The organism is Marinospirillum celere (assembly GCF_900112235.1).
Classification (GTDB): domain Bacteria; phylum Pseudomonadota; class Gammaproteobacteria; order Pseudomonadales; family Halomonadaceae; genus Marinospirillum; species Marinospirillum celere.
In genome coordinates this window covers 1-18,872 of record NZ_FOLH01000009.1, presented here as the reverse complement: position 1 = coordinate 18,872, position 18,872 = coordinate 1, and the positions used below count along the sequence as shown (strand labels likewise).

16 protein-coding genes and 1 riboswitch are annotated in these 18,872 nt (G+C 51.7%); of the genes, 11 read left to right on the top strand and 5 right to left on the bottom strand.

The genetic code is table 11. The features are described from left to right. The first annotated feature begins 25 nt into the window (after positions 1-25). Positions 26-127: riboswitch (TPP riboswitch) on the top strand. A gap of 77 nt (positions 128-204) precedes the next feature. Next, complete coding sequence (gene thiC / locus BM185_RS14230; protein ID WP_091965135.1) at positions 205-2,106, top strand: phosphomethylpyrimidine synthase ThiC; 1,902 nt, start codon at positions 205-207, stop codon at positions 2,104-2,106. Between the two features lie 42 nt (positions 2,107-2,148). Here thiC and BM185_RS14225 read toward each other — a convergent pair whose 3' ends face one another. Beyond that, positions 2,149-2,490 (bottom strand): HopJ type III effector protein, encoded by a 342-nt coding sequence (locus BM185_RS14225; protein WP_091965133.1) that lies wholly within the window; start codon positions 2,488-2,490, stop codon positions 2,149-2,151. Between the two features lie 92 nt (positions 2,491-2,582). Between BM185_RS14225 and BM185_RS14700 the strand changes: the two genes are divergently transcribed. Beyond that, entirely contained in the window at positions 2,583-2,756 is a 174-nt protein-coding gene (locus tag BM185_RS14700; protein WP_177203580.1) for a hypothetical protein, read from the top strand. A gap of 17 nt (positions 2,757-2,773) precedes the next feature. After that, a complete protein-coding gene (thiO, locus tag BM185_RS14220; protein ID WP_091965131.1) occupies positions 2,774-3,874 on the top strand; it encodes a glycine oxidase ThiO in 1,101 nt (366 codons plus the stop codon). Here thiO and BM185_RS14215 read toward each other — a convergent pair. Next, on the bottom strand, positions 3,871-4,137 hold the full coding sequence (locus tag BM185_RS14215; RefSeq protein ID WP_091965129.1) for a PP0621 family protein: 267 nt from the start codon (positions 4,135-4,137) through the stop codon (positions 3,871-3,873). The two genes, thiO and BM185_RS14215, sit on opposite strands and share 4 nt — an antisense overlap. 113 nt (positions 4,138-4,250) lie before the next feature. On the opposite strand from BM185_RS14215, the gene BM185_RS14210 reads away from it, so the two are divergent. Further along, a complete protein-coding gene (locus BM185_RS14210; protein ID WP_091965127.1) occupies positions 4,251-5,873 on the top strand; it encodes an NAD+ synthase in 1,623 nt (540 codons plus the stop codon). A gap of 27 nt (positions 5,874-5,900) precedes the next feature. Here BM185_RS14210 and BM185_RS14205 read toward each other — a convergent pair whose 3' ends face one another. Together BM185_RS14205 and BM185_RS14200 are read right to left on the bottom strand one after the other, a co-directional pair. After that, positions 5,901-7,625 carry a protein adenylyltransferase SelO gene (locus tag BM185_RS14205; RefSeq protein WP_091965125.1) on the bottom strand — a complete coding sequence of 575 codons (1,725 nt, stop codon included), beginning with the start codon at positions 7,623-7,625 and terminating at the stop codon, positions 5,901-5,903. 3 nt (positions 7,626-7,628) lie between these two features. Next, complete coding sequence (locus tag BM185_RS14200) at positions 7,629-8,465, bottom strand: outer membrane protein assembly factor BamD (protein ID WP_091965203.1); 837 nt, start codon at positions 8,463-8,465, stop codon at positions 7,629-7,631. A 165-nt stretch (positions 8,466-8,630) separates the two neighbouring features. Here BM185_RS14200 and rluD point away from each other — a divergent pair, with 165 nt between their 5' ends. The 5 genes from rluD (at position 8,631) to ilvN (ending at position 15,678) form a co-directional block, all read left to right on the top strand. Further along, entirely contained in the window at positions 8,631-9,593 is a 963-nt protein-coding gene (gene rluD / locus BM185_RS14195; RefSeq protein ID WP_091965123.1) for a 23S rRNA pseudouridine(1911/1915/1917) synthase RluD, read from the top strand. Beyond that, positions 9,590-10,351 (top strand): peptidoglycan editing factor PgeF, encoded by a 762-nt coding sequence (gene pgeF / locus BM185_RS14190; protein WP_091965121.1) that lies wholly within the window; start codon positions 9,590-9,592, stop codon positions 10,349-10,351. Before rluD ends, pgeF begins: the two co-directional genes overlap by 4 nt. Positions 10,352-10,475: 124 nt before the next feature. Next, positions 10,476-13,055, top strand: coding sequence for an ATP-dependent chaperone ClpB (gene clpB / locus BM185_RS14185; RefSeq protein ID WP_091965119.1), 2,580 nt, complete (start codon positions 10,476-10,478; stop codon positions 13,053-13,055). A 407-nt stretch (positions 13,056-13,462) separates the two neighbouring features. Beyond that, positions 13,463-15,184 (top strand): acetolactate synthase 3 large subunit, encoded by a 1,722-nt coding sequence (locus BM185_RS14180; protein ID WP_091965117.1) that lies wholly within the window; start codon positions 13,463-13,465, stop codon positions 15,182-15,184. Positions 15,185-15,186: 2 nt separating this feature from the next. Next, on the top strand, positions 15,187-15,678 hold the full coding sequence (gene ilvN / locus BM185_RS14175; RefSeq protein ID WP_091965115.1) for an acetolactate synthase small subunit: 492 nt from the start codon (positions 15,187-15,189) through the stop codon (positions 15,676-15,678). Between the two features lie 56 nt (positions 15,679-15,734). On the opposite strand, the gene ilvY is transcribed toward ilvN, so the two are convergent. Next, positions 15,735-16,619, bottom strand: a complete 885-nt coding sequence (gene ilvY / locus BM185_RS14170) for an HTH-type transcriptional activator IlvY (protein WP_091965113.1) — start codon at positions 16,617-16,619, stop codon at positions 15,735-15,737. A gap of 118 nt (positions 16,620-16,737) precedes the next feature. Between ilvY and ilvC the strand changes: the two genes are divergently transcribed. Continuing rightward, the gene (ilvC, locus tag BM185_RS14165; RefSeq protein ID WP_091965201.1) at positions 16,738-17,754 is read left to right on the top strand and encodes a ketol-acid reductoisomerase; all 1,017 of its coding nucleotides are present in this window, start codon (positions 16,738-16,740) and stop codon (positions 17,752-17,754) included. 130 nt (positions 17,755-17,884) lie between these two features. Beyond that, the gene (gene pssA, locus BM185_RS14160) at positions 17,885-18,769 is read left to right on the top strand and encodes a CDP-diacylglycerol--serine O-phosphatidyltransferase (RefSeq protein WP_091965111.1); all 885 of its coding nucleotides are present in this window, start codon (positions 17,885-17,887) and stop codon (positions 18,767-18,769) included. Positions 18,770-18,872: the final 103 nt, after the last annotated feature.

Below are 18,872 nucleotides of genomic sequence, written 5' to 3'. Positions count from 1 at the left end.
TGCGTGCTGTTGCTACACTGACTGCGACATCTTGACGGGGTGCCCAGGCTGACAAGCCCAGGCTGAGATAATACCCGTTGAACCTGAACCGGTTAGCACCGGCGTAGGAATCGAGATACCTGCACTGCACCTAGACTCAGCACAGCTCGTTTTTCCCGCCCTGCCGGTTCCCGCACTACTTGATATGATTCGTGGGAGCAAGCAATGAACCAGCCAGAAACTAATTTTTCCAGCCAGTTTTTAAGAGAAAAGGCCCAGGTCGACGCCGCCAGTGTGCAGCCTTTGCCCAACTCTAGAAAGATTTATATTCAGGGCTCGCGTCCTGATCTTCGTGTACCCATGCGTGCCATCAGCCAAGATGATACCTCAGCCCAGTTTGGTGTTGAGAAGAACCCGGATATTTTGGTCTATGACACTTCAGGTATTTATACCGACCCCGAAGCTGAAATTGATATTCGCAAGGGTCTGCCTGCTCTGAGAACCGCCTGGATTGAAGAAAGAGGCGATACTGAGCTTTTGGAGGGCCCCACCAGCGAATTCGGTCAGCGCCGTTATAATGATCCGACTCTTGAGCAACTGCGCTTTGATCTCAAACGCAAACCGCGCCGTGCCAAGCCAGGTAAGAATGTCAGCCAGATGCACTATGCCCGTCAGGGTGTGATTACTCCAGAGATGGAGTTCATTGCCATTCGTGAAAACCAGAAACGCCTGGAGTTGGGTAGCGAAGCGGTAGAAGCTATCTTGCAACAGCAACATGCCGGTCAGGGCTTTGGAGCCAAAATTCCCGACGAAATTACGCCGGAATTTGTGCGTGAAGAAGTGGCGCGTGGTCGGGCGATTATTCCCTGCAATATCAACCATCCAGAAAGCGAGCCGATGATCATCGGGCGCAACTTCCTGGTGAAAATTAACGGCAATATCGGCAACTCTGCGCTGGGCTCTTCCATTGAAGAAGAAGTCGCCAAGATGACCTGGGGGATTCGCTGGGGTTCGGACACCATCATGGATCTATCCACTGGTAAGCATATTCATGAAACCCGTGAATGGATTATCCGTAATTCACCAGTTCCCGTAGGCACCGTACCCATTTATCAGGCACTGGAAAAGGTGAATGGTGCGGCTGAAGATCTAACCTGGGAAATTTTTAGAGACACTTTGATTGAGCAAGCCGAACAGGGTGTGGACTATTTTACGATTCATGCCGGTGTACGTCTGCATCATGTGCCCATGACCGCCAAGCGGGTCACCGGCATAGTTTCGCGTGGTGGCTCCATTATGGCGAAATGGTGTCTGGCACATCACAAGGAAAACTTCCTCTACACCCACTTTGAGGACATCTGCGAAATCTGCAAACAGTATGATGTGTCCTTCTCCCTGGGTGATGGCCTGCGCCCAGGCTCTATCGCTGATGCCAACGATGAAGCCCAGTTCGGTGAGTTGGAGACCCTGGGTGAGCTGACCAAAATTGCCTGGAAGCATGATGTCCAGTGCATGATCGAAGGCCCTGGCCATGTGCCCATGCACCTGATCAAAGAGAACATGGATAAGCAGCTGGAATGCTGTGACGAAGCACCTTTCTATACCCTTGGCCCGCTGACCACCGATATCGCCCCTGGCTATGACCACATCACCTCAGGTATTGGTGCTGCGATGATCGGCTGGTACGGCTGTGCCATGCTCTGCTATGTCACCCCTAAGGAGCATCTGGGCCTGCCCAACAAGGATGACGTTAAAACCGGCATTATTACCTACAAGATTGCCGCTCATGCTGCGGATCTGGCCAAGGGACATCCTGCTGCCCAGCGCCGCGACAATGCTCTGTCCAAGGCGCGTTTTGAATTCCGCTGGGAAGACCAGTTCAACCTGGGACTGGACCCAGACACAGCGCGGGAATTTCATGATGAAACCCTACCCAAGGACTCCGCCAAGGTCGCGCACTTCTGCTCCATGTGTGGCCCGAAATTCTGCTCGATGAAAATCAGCCAGGAAGTTCGGGAATACGCGGCGGATCAAGAAGCAGTGGATGCGGCTGAAATGGAAGCAGGGATGCAGGAAAAATCCAAGGAGTTTCGTGAACAGGGTGCAGCTCTTTATCACAAGGCTTGAATTCAGTGGGGAGGCTCAGCCTCCCCTTACTACTGATCTTTTTTAGGCCTTAGCTGCCAGAGCCTGGCCGTCAAACTGAACACTGGCCCAGCCAGTTTTGATGAAGTTGCGGATGTTTTGGTGGTCTGTGCCTTCAGGGTTTTGTAATACATCCTGAGTGTAAAAATCACCAAAGGCATTCAGCGTTGCCTGCTCGCTAAGTTGATTATGTAACCCAAAAGCAAAAATTTTGCAGGAGCCGTTATTGGTATTGGCTTCGTTGACCTGGCTGCCATTGGTAAAGCGTGTTGGCGTAAAATCATAGTCCTGGTCAATAACGGCCATCACTTGCTGAAACTCGACGGGGCCTTCATTGAGTGCAAGGATCAGTTGCTGAGTATTCATAGGCTTCCAAAATATTAAAGGTTTGAATAGACGCTGCCATTTCTGCTTATTAGTATGTCTTAATAAATCATCCTGTTTGAAGGAGTCATTTAATGAAGACACTAAAGTTAGCAGCCCTGCTGGCAGCCGGAATTTATCTTGCACTTAGTTTACCACTTCTGGCTGATGAGTCTGAAGAAAGTGAGCCAGCTAAAGAAGCTCAGGAAAAGCCCGTTTTTGTTCCCTATGAGGAACCGGACTTGGACCTGGGCTTGTGCGACAGTTAATCGAGGTTTGAAATTGCATGAGTGACTTTCTGGTACTGGGTGGTGGTGTGATTGGCATGATGCTCGCCCGTGAACTGTCGGATGCGGGTGCAGACGTAACCCTGGTGGAACGTAACCAGTGTGCCCAAGAATCCAGTTGGGCTGGCGGCGGCATCGTTTCTCCGCTTTACCCCTGGCGTTACCCGCCAGAAGTCACCGCTTTGGCTAACTATGCCCAGGATTTTTATCCAAGCTTGGCTGAGGAATTATTAGAAGAAACCGGAATAGATCCAGAGTTTTCACCGCATGGCCTGTTGATGCTTCGTGTTGCGGATCAAGAAGCAGCCTTGGCTTGGGCGGAACGAGAAGGTCGTAATGTGGAAAAGGTGGACTCGGCTTTCCTTTACGAAAAAGAACCGGATGTGGCACCGGGTTTTGATCAGGCTCTTTGGATGCCCAAGGTTGCCAGTGTTCGTAATCCACGTTTAGGTCAGGCGCTGAGAGCTTCAGTGCAGCAACGCAAAAACATTCGCTTGCTAGAAGACACCGAAGTCACCGGAATTTTTCATGAGGAAGGTGAGGTTCTTGGCGTTAAGGGTAAGCAAATGGTTTTCGCCGCACGGCGCACTATTATCTGTGCGGGTGCCTGGAGTGGTCCCTTGATGCAGGACTTGGGTCTGGATACTTCAATTAAACCCGTACGCGGGCAAATGATTGTCTTCAAAGCTGAGCCCGGTTTGTTGAACCGGGTTGTACTTATGGATGGCCGCTATTTGATTCCCCGTAAGGATGGCCGAATTCTGGCTGGCTCTACCCTTGAGTACGTGGGTTTTGATAAGCACACCACCGAGGATGCCCTCTATTCCCTCAAGCAAACAGCTTGTCAGCTGCTGCCTGCTTTGAAGAACTGTGAAGTGGAACATCATTGGGCGGGTTTAAGACCTGGTAGTAAGGATGGTATCCCTTATATGGGTGAAGTGCCGGGCTACCGCAACCTGTTTGTCAGTGCTGGCCATTTTCGTAACGGCTTGGTTCTGGCACCAGCAGCGACACGCCTGCTGGCTGACCAGTTGTTGGGCCGTTCACCTGTCATAGACCCTGAGCCTTATCAGCCGAAAAAACGCCTGGCAGCCCCTTAGTTTTTATCGTCGTCTTGTGAATCTGGGGAGTTGAATTCTTCACGGTGCTCTTTACAACAAAAATAATGATCACCGGATTTCAGTGCTTCACTGGAAGGCAGGTGAAGGCCGCAATGGGCGCAGCGCACCATGCTCTCATGGCCTTCCTTGCCATTTTGATCTTCAACACGCTGATTTTGAAAGCCTTGCCAATACTGCCAGAGACGCCAGCCGGCCCAAAACACCAGAACGAAAACCAGCAGTCGAATAATTAACAGGCTCATTGAATCTCTCCGTCAGCTTGGGAAGTCTTTGCTATTTGACTACCCTTTTATCAAAATAGCCGCCATTCTAACAGTTTTCGTGCCCCCGGTTTTTATATTATTGGAGCTTCAGCTTGTCGACTCTTCGTATTTACTCAGCACAAATCAACCCAATTGTTGGCGATTTTGCAGGCAATGCCCAGAAGATCCTGGCCGCCGTTCAAGAAGCCAGGGAGCAGCAAGCAGATCTGCTGCTAACCCCGGAAATGGCGCTGACCGGCTATCCGCCGGAAGACCTTCTCTTTCGGCCTGCTTTGCAGGAAAGAGTTCAAGAGCAACTGGACTATCTGGCCAGCCAGGTCACCGACATAACCCTGGTGGTAGGTTATCCGGTTCGCTACGAAGGTCAGCTCTATAATGCCGCAGGTATTCTGCACCAGGGCCAGTGGATGGGCGAATACTTTAAAGCCTGCCTGCCCAATGATCAGGTGTTTGACGAAAAACGCTATTTTGCCCCTGGCGAACAGCCCTGTGTGATCAAACTAAAAGATATGCACCTGGGGTTGTTGATCTGTGAAGACCTTTGGCACCCTGGCCCGGCCAAGGCTGCCGTAGATGCCGGTGCCGAAGCTCTGCTGGTCTTGAATGCTTCGCCCTGGCACCAGGGTAAGCAACATGAACGGGTTCAGCTGGCGCGGCAAAGGGTAGAGCCCCTGCAAGTCCCTCTGATTTATTGCAATCTGGTGGGCGGCCAGGATGAATTGCTGTTTGATGGTGCTTCCTTTGCGGTCAACGCTCAGGGAGAGCTTCAGGCTTCAGCTCCGGCTCTGGAAGAAGCCGGTCTGATCACGGTGCTGGAAAAGCAGGCTTCAGGTGTAATACTTTTGCCTGGCAACAAAGCGATCTGGCCGGAGCCTTTGGCCTACCTCTATGGTGCTCTGGTGCTGGGCCTTCAGGATTACGTCAACAAGAGTGGTTTTAAAGGCGTGGTGCTGGGTATGTCCGGCGGTATAGATTCTGCCCTCTCTGCTGCCATTGCCGTTGATGCCCTGGGCAAGGAGCGCGTGACTGGCGTGATGCTGCCCTATCACTATACCTCCAGCATGAGCCTGGAAGATGCCGAAGCAGAAGCTCGTCTGCTGGGCATTGATTATCAGGTCTATCCCATCGCCCCTATGGTGGATAGCTTTATGACCGGCCTGGAAAAAGCCTTTGCCGGTACGCAAAGAGACACCACCGAAGAAAACCTTCAGGCACGCTGCCGTGGCACCCTGCTGATGGCCCTGTCCAACAAGCTGGGCTTGATGGTACTCAGCACCGGCAATAAAAGTGAAGTGGCCGTGGGCTACTGCACCCTCTATGGCGATATGGTCGGTGGCTATAACGCCATCAAGGATGTCTACAAGACGCTGGTCTTCCAACTGGCTGAGTGGCGCAACCAGCAAGGCCAAGTGATTCCCCAGCGGGTGATTGATCGACCACCTTCGGCTGAACTGGCCCCGGATCAAAAGGATGAAGACTCCCTGCCAGCCTATCCCGTTCTGGATCGTCTGTTGGAAGGCTATATCGAACTGGATCAATCAGCGGCTGATTTGCTGGCCGAAGGCTTCAGCGAAGAAGACGTGCGCCGGGTCATCGGCCTGGTGGATCGCAATGAATACAAACGCTACCAGGCCGCACCGGGAGTCCGAGTCACCTACCGAGGGTTTGGCAAAGACCGGCGCTACCCGCTGGTTAACAGGTGGCCGGTTTTTTAAACCTCAATGAAAGTCAGAGCTTCTCGTCTAAGACGAGCAGCTGTAATGCGATAGCCCACCGACACCGAAGTGCTCAAGCGGTTTGAGCCGGTCGTATTTTTCTGCAATGGCCGCCGATTGTTCGGCATAGGGTTGGGTGATCACTTCTTGCAGCTCGTGCAGTAAGTCGGTGCTGCCTTCTGCTGCCTGTTGGTAGGCTGTAGCTAGAAACCTTTCTCTTGGGATGTATTTGGGGTTGGTGGCCAGCAGCTGCTCAGAAATTTCTTCTAATGAGCGCTCAGGGTTGTCGTTGATGACCTGCTCTCTCCACTGGTCTAGCCAGGCAGTCCAGCGCTGGCTTCTTTCTTCAAGTTGTTTTTGGGGCTGGTTGCTTGGGTAAAAGCTGGCTTCCAGTGCGTGGATGTCATCCGGCAGTTTGGACAGTTCACGGAAGAAACAGGTGTAATCAACAGGTGTGTCCGTCATCAGTTTGATTAGCTCATCATAAAGCTTATAGTCAAAGCGGTTGAGTCCGAGTTTGGCGGCCCACATCTGCTCCATTTTTTGCTGCATCACAGGGGTGAAGTGGGTTTGAATGCTATCCAGTTCATGCAGCGAATCCGGGTGTTCTGCCAGCAGGGGGCTTAAGGCGCTGCAGAAGCTTCTAAAATTACGTTCTGCAGCGGCGGGTTGGTTGAAGAAGCAAAAGTGCCGACCACCGCCCGTCCAGGGCTGGTAATAGGGGTCGAAAACTTCACAAAACCCAAAAGGCCCATAGTCGAGGGTAAAGCCGCCCGCGGCACAGTTGTCGCTGTTGAAATTCCCTTGGCAGTAACCCACCCGAACCCAGTTGGCGATCAGCGTGGTGAGTCGCTCTCTGAATAGGCGAGCGAGTTCCAGCAGTTGTTGTTCGCGACTGAGGCTGGGGTCGATTTCTCCAGCGTATTCGCGTTCAATCAAATGCATAACCAGTTGCTCCAGCTCTTCCATCGCCTGAGGGTGTGCCTTGCTTCGGGCACGGCGGGCAAAAAGCTCCAGCTGACCCACGCGAATAAAAGAGGGGGCAACCCGGGTGGTGATGGCGACAGGCTCCAAGATGAGCTGATCAGGGTCCAGGGAGCGAGAGTTTGCTGAGTACCAGGGTCGCTTAACCTTTTCGGTGGCAGAGGCATAGAGGCAAAGCGAGCGAGAAGTCGGCACACCCAGAGCGTGCATAGATTCCTGAGCGAGGAATTCGCGCACGCTGGAGCGCAGGACGGCGCGACCATCGGCACCACGACAGTAGGGGGTTTGCCCGGCACCTTTGAGTTGCATCTCCCAACGCTGACTCTGAAGAACGACTTCCAGAACGGAGAGGGCACGACCATCACCATAGCCATTGCCGGTGCCAAAGGGGCATTGTTGGGTGTATTCAGTGCCATAGATGGACAGTGCATAGCCGCAGGCCCAGCCTGTATCCAGCAGGGGTTCAGGTGGGTTGTTCAGGTCACCGGAGAAAAAGCGGATAAAGTCAGGTGAGTGCGCCAGGCCATCGGCAAGACCCAGCTCACGAAAGAAGGTGTGGCTGTGAGCCAGGTAGTGAGGCTGGTCGATGGGGGTGGGCTTAACGGGCACATAATGCCCGGAAAAGACTTGGCGAGGCCGGTGGTCGCCCCCGTCATGGGTGGCATCCGGGTCGCACTTGAGGGTTTTTCTTAAAGAGTAATCGGCCCGCCGGGCAAGCTGTTCAAGGTTGGTGATGTCCATTGATTCAGCTTGCTGTGGTTGGCTCATGGCTTAAAACCTCAATAAATCAAAGCTTAAAATTTGCAACAGAGTTTTATCTGGGCGGTCAGCTGGGTGGAGTTGTACGAATTGCTGGCCGCGCCCCAGTTGTGGGTGATCGGGGTCCAGCTCGATCAGAAGTTGTTTGAGGCGTTCAGCTTCTTCTTGATCATTGAGGTGCAGATAGCCTTCAATCATCACTGCCAGGGCATCAGGTACCGAGGGAGTATCTCTGTAGCCTTCGACCACTTCACGACCCCGGTTGATGGCTGCTACTGGGGCGCCGCGTCTCAAGTAGAACTGACCCACATAAACTTCCTGTTCAGCCAAAAGGTTTTTCAGATAACGTAGGCGTTGTGCGGCATCTGGGGCATACTGGCTGTCAGGATAATCACTGATCAAGCGGCGGAAGTCGGCATAGGCTTCGCGAGTTGCGCCAGGATCGCGTTTGGAAATATCACTGAGCTTCAAGCCTTCCAACGCATGGCGGCCACCATCCCAGGCTGCAAGGCCGCGTAGGTAAAGAGCATAGTCGACCTGGGGATGATCAGGGTTAAGGCGAATAAAACGATTGGCTGCTGCCCGGGCTGCTTCATGCTGGTTGCTGCGGTGGTAGGCGTAAATGAGTTCAAGCTGTGCTTGTTCGCCGTATTCGCCAAAAGGGAAGCGGGTTTCCAGTGCTTGCAAGCGAGTGATGGCTGTGGTGTAGCGATTGCGGTCCAGGGCTTCTTGCGCTTCCTGGTAGAGTTGCTGTTCGCTTTTGTCGTCATCAGACACGCGCCCGGCACAGCCGGTTAGCACTAATGCAAAGAGACTGCCAGTCAATAACAGCGTGATAAGGGTTTTCATTCTGGCAAAATCCGGCATGGTGTTAGGGTAACTCCTGAAAAATATAAGATCACAATCCCAGGCTGGGATCAGGATACGCTGCCTGGTCACAAGTGCGGGTGCTAGAATAGCGAAAAGGGCACTTGAATTCGAGTGTATCTGACTTTTAATTTTACAAGTAATTCCATGACCCAGCGAATTGAACAACAAGCCGAAGTAACCGCTGAGCAGGCGGGCAAACGAATTGATCAGGCGGCAGCCGAGCTTTTCTCAGACTTTTCCAGAGCCAAGCTTCAACAGTGGCTGAAGGAAGGTTTGCTGACCAGCAATGGACAGGCAGTCAAACCCAAGGATAAGGCACAGATAGGGGATCAGTTGTTATTGCTCGCAGAGCAGGAGCAACAGGTTAATGACCGCCCCCAGGATTTGGATCTGGAGATCATTTTTGAAGATGAGTCGCTACTGGTCATCAATAAGCCAGCCGGTATGGTGGTGCATCCGGCGGCAGGACATGCCGACGGAACCCTGCTGAATGCCGTTTTATACCACTGCCCACAATTGGAGGATTTGCCTCGTGCGGGCATAGTTCATCGTTTGGATAAGGATACCTCCGGACTGATGGTCGTCGCCAAAACCCTCAAAGCCCAGGCAGCTCTGGTTGCTCAGTTGCAGGATCGCAGTATGGGGCGGGAATATGATGCTATTGCTCTAGGCAAAATGACCAGCGGCGGCACTGTCGACGCCCCCATAGGCCGCCACCCGAAAGATCGCAAGCGCCAGGCAGTGGTAGTTTCCGGTGGTAAGCCTGCAGTGACTCATTATCGTGTGGTTGAACGCTTTCGTGCCCATACTCATGTCCGCTGTAAGCTGGAAACTGGGCGCACTCATCAGATTCGCGTGCATCTGGCCCATTTGCGCTACCCTCTGGTGGGTGATCCCGTTTATGGTGGGCGTTTGAAATTGCCAGCAGGTGCCGGTGAAGAGCTAAAGGAGTTTTTACGTGCCTTCCCCCGTCAGGCATTGCACGCTAGAAGCCTGGAGTTACTGCACCCGGAAACAGATCAACGCATGGGATGGCAGGTTGATTTACCTGAGGATATGCAACTACTTTTAACACTGCTTGATGAGGATATGCGAGAAGCCAGATGACATTAGATCAAAAGGATGCCAGTCAAAGACCCGCTTTGCTTTGCCCGCAATGGCCTGCTCCAGGCAGGGTCAGAGCCTGGGTGACGACTCGTGAACAAGGCCCCAGTCAGGGGGCTTTTGCTCATTTCAATCCTGCATCCACGGTTGGCGATGATCCGGAAATTGTGGCCAGTTGCCGCCGCCAGCTTTTGCAGGCAACCGGAAACCGCCCCTTAAACTGGTTGAAACAGGTGCATGGAAACCGTGTTGTAACCGAGTTTTCACTTGATGCCGAAGCTGATGCCGCGGTGGCAACTACTGGCGATTATGCCTGTGTCGTACTGACTGCGGACTGTCTGCCGGTATTTTTCTGTGATCGTCAGGGCACACGCGTTGGTGTTGCTCATGCCGGTTGGCGGGGATTGGCTGCCGGGGTGCTGGAAAATACCGTAGAGGCCCTGGGGGTTGCACCGGAAGAGCTGTTGGTTTGGTTGGGCCCTGCCATAGGGGCCCGGGTTTTTGAGGTGGGCCCAGAAGTTCGTCAGGCTTTTCTTGATGGTCACCCGGAGGCTGCCACTGCTTTTGTCCCCAGCCCTTTTCGTTTGAAACACTATATGGCAGATCTCTACCGGTTGGCACGCCAGCGCCTTGAGGCGGTTGGTGTTGAGCAGGTGTTTGGTGGTAATTTTTGTACCCTGTCTGATCGGGAAAGATTTTATTCTTATCGCCGTGATGGTCAGACTGGCAGAATGGCGAGTGTGATTTGGTTAGAGGATTAGGCTAAATTTCTTGTGACCAAACATAAAAAATTAGTCATTTTTTTGTGGTCGACCCTTGAATACCTCTTGAGCCTCCCCCATCTAGTGGTTAACTCCGATTTTTTTGATTCAAGAGGTTCTTTTCATGCGTATCGATCGCCTGACCAGTAAAATGCAAAATGCCTTTGCCGATGCCCAGTCTATGGCGGTCGGTCAAAGCCATAATGAAATTGCTCCCGTTCACCTACTCCTATCTTTGCTTGATCAGCAGGGGGGCTCTTTAAAGCCTCTTATTAAGCAGGCAGGCAGTGACCCCTCACGTGTTCGCCAGGAACTGAAGCAGGTTTTGGAAAGCCTGGCCACGGTCAGCCAGCATGATGGCAATATTCAAGTTTCCCAATCCTTAGGGCGGCTGCTGAATCTTGCTGATCGTGATTGTCAGCAAAGAGGCGATCAATATATTTCCAGCGAACTGGTACTGTTGGCGGCTCTGGAGCTGGCTGATGCTACAGCCAAGGCGCTTGAAAAAGCAGGCCTTAAAAAAGACCGGGTTCAGGCCGCCATTGAGCAGATCCGCGGCGGCGAAGCGGTCGATGACCCTAATGCCGAAGAAAACCGTCAGGCCCTGGAAAAGTTCACCATTGATCTGACCGCCCGCGCCCTGGATGGCAAGCTGGACCCGGTGATTGGCCGTGATGATGAGATACGCCGCACCATTCAGGTACTCCAGCGTCGTACCAAAAATAACCCTGTGTTGATTGGTGAGCCTGGTGTGGGTAAAACCGCCATTGTTGAAGGCCTGGCCCAGCGCATCGTTAATGGCGAAGTGCCTGAAGGCCTGAAAGACAAGCGTGTCTTGTCGCTGGATATGGGTTCGTTGATTGCCGGGGCCAAATTCCGCGGTGAGTTTGAAGAGCGTCTAAAAGGGGTGCTTAAAGAACTTTCCAGAGAAGAAGGGCAGGTCATCCTGTTTATTGATGAGCTGCATACCATGGTCGGTGCCGGTAAGGGTGAAGGTTCCATGGATGCCGGGAATATGCTCAAGCCTGCCCTGGCGCGAGGTGAGTTGCATTGCGTGGGTGCGACCACTCTGGATGAGTACCGTCAATATATTGAAAAAGATGCGGCTCTGGAGCGGCGCTTCCAGAAGGTACTGGTTAATGAGCCTACTGAAGAAGATGCCATTGCCATCCTGCGCGGTCTTAAAGAGCGCTATGAAGTTCACCATGGTGTAGAGATTACAGACAGTGCAGTGATAGCCGCTGCCAAGCTGTCCAATCGTTATATTTCTGACCGCCAGCTGCCAGATAAGGCGATTGATTTGATGGATGAGGCGGCCAGCCGGATTCGTATGGAAATTGATTCCAAGCCGGAAGAAATGGATAAACTGGAAAGACGCCTGATTCAGCTGAAAATTGAAAAGGAAGCCTTGAAGAAGGAAACCGATGCGGGTTCCAAAAAGCGTTTGGAGCATTTGCAAGAAGAAATCGACCGGCTCGGACGTCAGTATGCCGACTTGGAAGAAATCTGGAAAACTGAAAAATCCAGTCTGCATGGCGCTCAGCAGATCAAGCAGCAGCTAGAACAGGCCCGCATTGACCTGGAAGCAGCCCGCCGTAAAGGTGATCTGGGGCGAATGTCAGAAATTCAATATGGCATCATTCCCGACCTGGAACGCAGTATGCAGATGGCGGATCAACTGGATAACGTGGAACACCAGCTCTTACGTAATCGCGTTACCGATGAGGAAATTGCCGAGGTGGTGGCGCGCTGGACGGGCATTCCCGTCAGCAAGATGCTGGAGTCCGAGAAGGAAAAACTGCTGCGTATGGAAGAGGCTCTGCATGAGAGTGTCATCGGCCAGGATGAGGCGGTGTTGGCTGTTGCCAATGCCGTACGCCGTTCACGTGCAGGCTTGTCGGACCCCAATCGACCCAGTGGCTCTTTCCTCTTCCTCGGCCCGACTGGGGTGGGTAAAACCGAACTGTGCAAATCGCTGGCGCGTTATCTGTTTGATACCGAAGAGGCCATGGTACGTATCGACATGAGTGAATTCATGGAGAAGCACTCGGTAGCACGTTTGATAGGCGCACCTCCCGGTTATGTGGGTTATGAATCCGGCGGCTACCTGACTGAAGCCGTGCGTCGCCGCCCCTATTCGGTGTTGCTACTGGACGAAGTGGAAAAAGCGCATCCTGATGTCTTTAATATTCTGCTTCAGGTGCTGGAAGATGGCCGCCTGACCGATGGTCAGGGCCGGACGGTGGACTTCAAAAATACCGTCATCGTCATGACCTCCAACCTGGGCTCGGATTTGATTCAGCGGATGAGTGGGCCCGAAGAGTACGAAAGCATGAAAGCTCAGGTCATGGATGTGGTCGGTACTCACTTTCGACCTGAAGTGATTAACCGGATTGATGAAGTGGTGGTTTTCCACCAGCTGCGCAAGGATCAGATCCGTGGCATAGCCGCGATTCAGCTGGATCGCTTGCGTGAACGCTTAGCCGAACGTGAGCTGAACTTGGAGCTGTCTGAGGACTTTATGCATAAGCTGGTCGAGCAGGGCTATGATCCGGTTTATGGAGCACGTCCACTGAAACGGGCGGTACAGCGGATGCTGGAGAACCCTCTAGCCCAGGAAATTCTGGCTGGCAAGTTTATTCCTGGCCAGACAATTCTGGTTAACAGTGAAGAAGATAAGACTGTATTTTCGGCAAAAGCCTGAAAAGTCTTCTGAAAAACAAGCAAAAGCCAGGGAAGGCTGCTTGACAATTCCCGCCTTTTATAAGAGTCTTGCGCCTTCCTGATAGCGGGCGTGGAAACCTTGGGGCGACCCCCCGACAGCCGCATGATGAGCAACTTCAGCAACACTGAAGGCTCTCCATCAAGGACTTCCAGACCTGTATATCCTCTGCTCAGGTCAAGCCCCATATCGCATATTATCGATGCGACTAGAGTGCAGACCCCAACCGGGTCTCGTTTGCCCAGACACGGCAAGGCATCAGGTGCTAACAGCTGAGCTGTTAAGCAAATCCGAATGGGTGTTCATTTTTAACGTTCGGATCTTAAACCGAAACCGGCACTAGCGACCGGTTTCACGCACTCGAATCGTTTTTCAGGGGGTTCACGAAAGTGGAATTACTCTCAGGCGCAGACATGATTACCCGATTCCTAGCGGATGAGGGTGTTGAATATATGTATGGTTATCCTGGTGGTGCTGCGTTGCATATCTATGACGCTATTCACCGCCAGGACAAGGTGCACCACGTACTGGTGCGCCATGAACAGGCAGCCACCCATATGGCGGATGGTTATGCTCGGGCCACAGGCAAACCAGGCGTGGTGCTGGTTACTTCGGGGCCAGGTGCCACCAACGCAGTTACCGGCATAGCTACAGCTTACATGGACTCTATTCCCATGGTGGTCCTTTGTGGTCAGGTTATGAGCCACTTGATTGGTGAAGACGCCTTCCAAGAGACGGATATTATTGGTGTCACCCGTCCCATTGTTAAGCATAGCTTTTCAATCAAGCATCCTGCGGATATTCCCATGGTGCTGAAGAAAGCCTTTCATATTGCAACAACAGGGCGTCCTGGTCCTGTGGTTGTGGATATTCCCAAGGATATGACTGCTCCTACTGAAAAGTATGAGTATGTCTATCCCAAGAAAGTTAAAATGCGTTCTTACACGCCGGTTGGTCGTGGTCACAGCGGTCAGATCAAGAAAGCAGTGGACTTGATGCAAAAAGCCAAGCGCCCAATTCTTTTCGGTGGCGGCGGTTTGGTCCTGGGTGAAAGTACCGAGCTTTTCCAGCAGCTGGCTAAAAAGCTCAACTTCCCGGTCACCACTTCCTTGATGGGAATCGGTGCCTATCCACAAACGGATAAGCAGTCTATTGGCTGGCTGGGCATGCATGGCAGTTTTGAAGCCAACCAAGCAATGCATCACAGTGATCTAGTGGTTTGTATCGGTGCACGCTTTGATGACCGGGCAACCAATAATACGGCTAAGTTCTGCCCAACAGCCAAGATCGTCCATGTTGATGTGGACCCGTCATCCATCGGTAAAACCATACGCGTTGATGTTCCCATCGTAGGAACAGCCAAGAGCGTTTTGGAAGATATGCTCTCTTTGCTTGATGAAGTAGAGGGTGAGCGTCCTGATCTGAGCGAGTGGTGGAAACAGATCGAAGACTGGCATGCCAGCCGCACCGGGCGTCTTTATGAGCCGGCTGAAGAAAACGAAGCCATGAAGCCTCAGCAGGTTGTCGAAGCTGTTTGGAAAGTCACTAAAGGTCAGGCTTATGTGGTGACCGATGTTGGCCAGCATCAGATGTTTGCTGCTCAGTACTATCTGTTCGACAAACCCAATCGCTGGATTACTTCTGGCGGCCTGGGCACCATGGGCTTTGGCCTCCCTGCCGCCATGGGCGTTAAGCTGAATAAACCAGATGAAGAGGTGGTGCTGATTACCGGTGAAGGCAGTTTCCAGATGATGATGCAGGAGCTGTCGACCTGTAGTCAGTATGGTATTCCGGTTAAAATCATTAATCTCAATAACCAGTCTTTGGGCATGGTTCGCCAGTGGCAGGATTTGAACTATGCATCCCGCCATGCTCAGTCTTATGTTGAGTCCTTGCCTGACTTTCAGAAGCTAGTGGAATCTTACGGCCATGTTGCCATGAAGATTGATAAAGCAGACGACCTGGACGCTGTTTTGGAAAAAGCCTTTGCTCTGAAAGACAAGCTGGTATTTGTTGATGTTTATGTTGATCCACGCGAGCACGTTTATCCGATGCAGGTTCCCCAGGGTTCCATGAAGGATATGTTGCTTTCTAAAACGGAGAGGACCTAATCATGCGACACATCATCTCGATTCTGATGGAGAACGAGGCCGGTGCCCTGTCGCGGGTGGTAGGTCTCTTTTCTCAGCGTAATTTCAATATTGAAACTCTGAACGTGGCTCCAACCGATGATCCTACGCTGTCGCGCTTGACGGTGACGACTGTAGGCGATGACCGGATCATCGAGCAGATCACCAAACAGCTCAACAAGCTGATTGATGTGGTCAAGCTGGTGGACCTGACTGAAGGTCAGCATATCGAGCGTGAAATGCTGTTGGTTAAGGTTAAGGCTGTAGGTGCTCAGCGTGCGGAAGTGAAACGTACAACGGAAATTTTCCGCGGACAAATCATTGATGTGACGCCTAGCATCTACACTATCCAGTTGGCTGGTGATGCCGGGAAACTGGATGCCTTCATTAATGCACTGGGTAGCAATACTCTGCTGGAAGTGGTGCGCACGGGTGTTTCTGGTATTGCCCGTGGTGAGAAGGTGCTAAGCCTTTAATCACTAAGCCCACCGTAATCAAACCCTGCCAGCTTTTGCGGTTGTGCAGGGTTTTTTTAGGTCTGGATCTGCGACCAAAAGGCCTGAATCAAAGGGCTGCGTAATTTTCTTTCCAAAGCACAAACACCCACATCATAGGCGGCCAATCGGGGGGTGATATCCAGCAATTGCACCCGGTCAGCCAAGGGGCTGTTGTCGAGGACGATTTTGGGTACGACGCCAACGCCCAGACCCAGACTCACCATGCTGACAATAGCTTCGTTGCCACTGACCTGCGCATAGATATTGGGCTTGATGGCTTTTTGACGAAACCACTCATCAACTCTTTCTCTGGCCAAACCACGCTCCGAAAGGATCATGGGAATGGCTGACCAATCAATGGCTTCCAAATCAGGTTCCAGCAAAGGAGAAATCCAGGGATCCTGTTGCGGTGCGATAAAAACCAGGGGTGATAAGCCGATGGAACGAAAGGCTAGTCCTGCTGGAAGCTGGTTGGGACGAGCAGCAATGGCTATATCTTCTTCCCCTTTCAATACCTGGCTGATGGCTGCTGCTGGGTCGCCGGTATGCAACTTGATTTCAATGCGTGGGTGCTGACTGCGAAACTGCCGCAGCAGGTCATAGAGAAAGCTATAGCTGGCTGTGACAGAACAGTAAACACTGACTTCACCTTGCAGTTCTTGTGCTTCACTGAGGAGGGTGTTTCTTAAGCTGTCCCACTGGCTGAGGCTCTCGCGTGCATATTTTTGGAAAATTCGTCCTTCAGCGGTCAGTTCAACATGTCGGTTGTCGCGGTTGAAGAGAGTGACGGCCAGAGTCGCTTCTAACTGCTTGATACTGCGACTCAGCGCGGAAGGACTGAGATGGCAAAGGTCAGCAGCTCGCCCATAATGCAGGGTTTCTGCCAGAGTTAAGAAGTGTTTGAGTAGACGTATGTCCATAGTGTTGCGCTCTATGCAATGCTGTATTGAAAATATATCAGTTTACGCAACAAAGTGAATCTATTAATCTGCCTGCATTGCAAACATCCGTTCAAATTAGGAGATACCACTCATGGCAATGACTGTTTACTACGATAAAGACTGTGACCTTTCAATCATCAAAAGCAAAAAGGTAGCCATCATTGGTTACGGTTCTCAGGGGCACGCTCACGCTTGTAACCTAAAAGACTCGGGCGTTGATGTGACTGTTGGTTTACGTGCTGGTTCTTCTTCGCGTGCCAAGGCAGAAGCCCACGGACTGAAAGTTGCTGATGTGCCCGAGGCGGTTGCTGCCGCTGATTTGGTTATGATCCTGACTCCAGATGAGTTCCAGGGCCAGCTGTATCAAGAAGAAATTGAGCCTAACATCAAGCAGGGTGCAACTCTGGCTTTTGCTCATGGTTTCTCCATTCACTACAACCAGGTGGTTCCACGTAAAGACCTGGATGTCATCATGATCGCCCCTAAAGCACCTGGCCACACAGTGCGTTCTGAATTTGTGAAGGGTGGTGGTATTCCTGATCTGATTGCTGTTTTCCAGGATGTTTCTGGCAAGGCGAAAGAAGTTGCTCTGTCCTACGCTTCAGGCGTTGGTGGTGGTCGTTCAGGTATCATTGAAACCACCTTCAAAGATGAAACTGAAACCGACCTTTTCGGTGAGCAGGCAGTTCTTTGTGGTGGTGCAGTTGAGCTGGTTAAAGCCGGTTTTGAAACCCTGACTGAAGCCGGTTATGCACCTGAAATGGCCTACTTCGAATGTCTGCATGAGCTAAAACTGATTGTTGACCTGATGTACGAAGGCGGTATTGCCAACATGAACTACTCCATCTCTAATAATGCCGAGTATGGTGAGTACGTAACTGGCCCTGAAGTGATCAACGAGCAGTCGCGTGAAGCCATGCGCAACGCCCTGAAGCGCATTCAGGACGGTGAATATGCCAAGATGTTTATCCAGGAAGGTGCTGCTAACTATCCTTCCATGACGGCACGTCGTCGTAACAATGCTGCTCACGAAATTGAAGTCGTTGGTGAGAAACTGCGTGGCATGATGCCCTGGATTGCTGCCAATAAGCTGGTCGACAAAGACAAGAACTGATTAGTTAGGCAGTTCATTAAAAAGCGCGGCTTCGGCTGCGCTTTTTTTTATTTCCGGATAGAAACTTAGCAGGGAAGGGCAGAGAGTGTAGAATGAAAGTGATTGATTATCACTAATACAGGTAGTATCCATGTCAGTTGACAAGCAAGAAGCTGAATCGAACCAGCCAGAAAAACCAGAAACTTCTTCTGATACCAATAAGAAAGAAGAAGAGTTTACCACCCGCGCCCAAAAAATGGTTGGTGACGTCATTGAAGAGGTGGTGGAGGAAGCGGAGATCAATGGTGAAAAAGTACGCCACAAAGGGATCTACTTACTACCCAACCTATTTACTACCGCCGCACTCTTTTCAGGTTTTTATGCCATAGTCGCTGGGATGAATGGCGATTTTGGACATGCTGCTGTGGCGATTTTTGTCGCTATGGTTTTGGATGGCCTGGATGGCCGTGTTGCTCGAATGACCAATACCCAAAGTGCTTTCGGTGCTGAATATGATAGCTTAGCCGATATGGTGTCCTTTGGTGTGGCGCCCGCTTTGGTTGCCTTCACTTGGATGCTACAGGACCTTGGGCAGTTCGGCTGGATTGCAGCCTTTGTTTATGTGGCTGGTGCTGCCCTACGCTTGGCACGTTTCAATGTGCAGATCGGCGATGTCGATAAAAAATGGTTTATCGGTCTGCCCAGCCCGTCAGCTGCAGCGATAGTTGCAGCCCTTATTTGGGTGCTGCATGACTTTGATTTTGAGTGGATGGCCGCCAAGGTATTGGTAGCTCTGGTGATTGCTGCTGTAGGCTTGCTGATGGTCAGTAATGTCCGCTATTACAGCTTTAAGGATATTGACCTTAAAAGTCGAGTACCTTTCATGGTGCTGCTGGCGCTGGTGCTAGTGATTGCCATTATTGCCATGGAGCCCCCCCTGATATTACTTGGTATTTTCCTGGCTTATGGCGCCTCTGGTCCTTTGCGCGCCCTGTTTAGAAAAAGAGTGTTGGCCACGAAAAAATCTGGATTGTAATTTTTTTTCTTCAAGGTCTTGCATCTGTAAGAATTGTGCCTATAATACGCCTCTCTTGTCGGGGAGGTCTTGAAAAAGCGCTTGGCAAGGGAAGGCAAGGAAG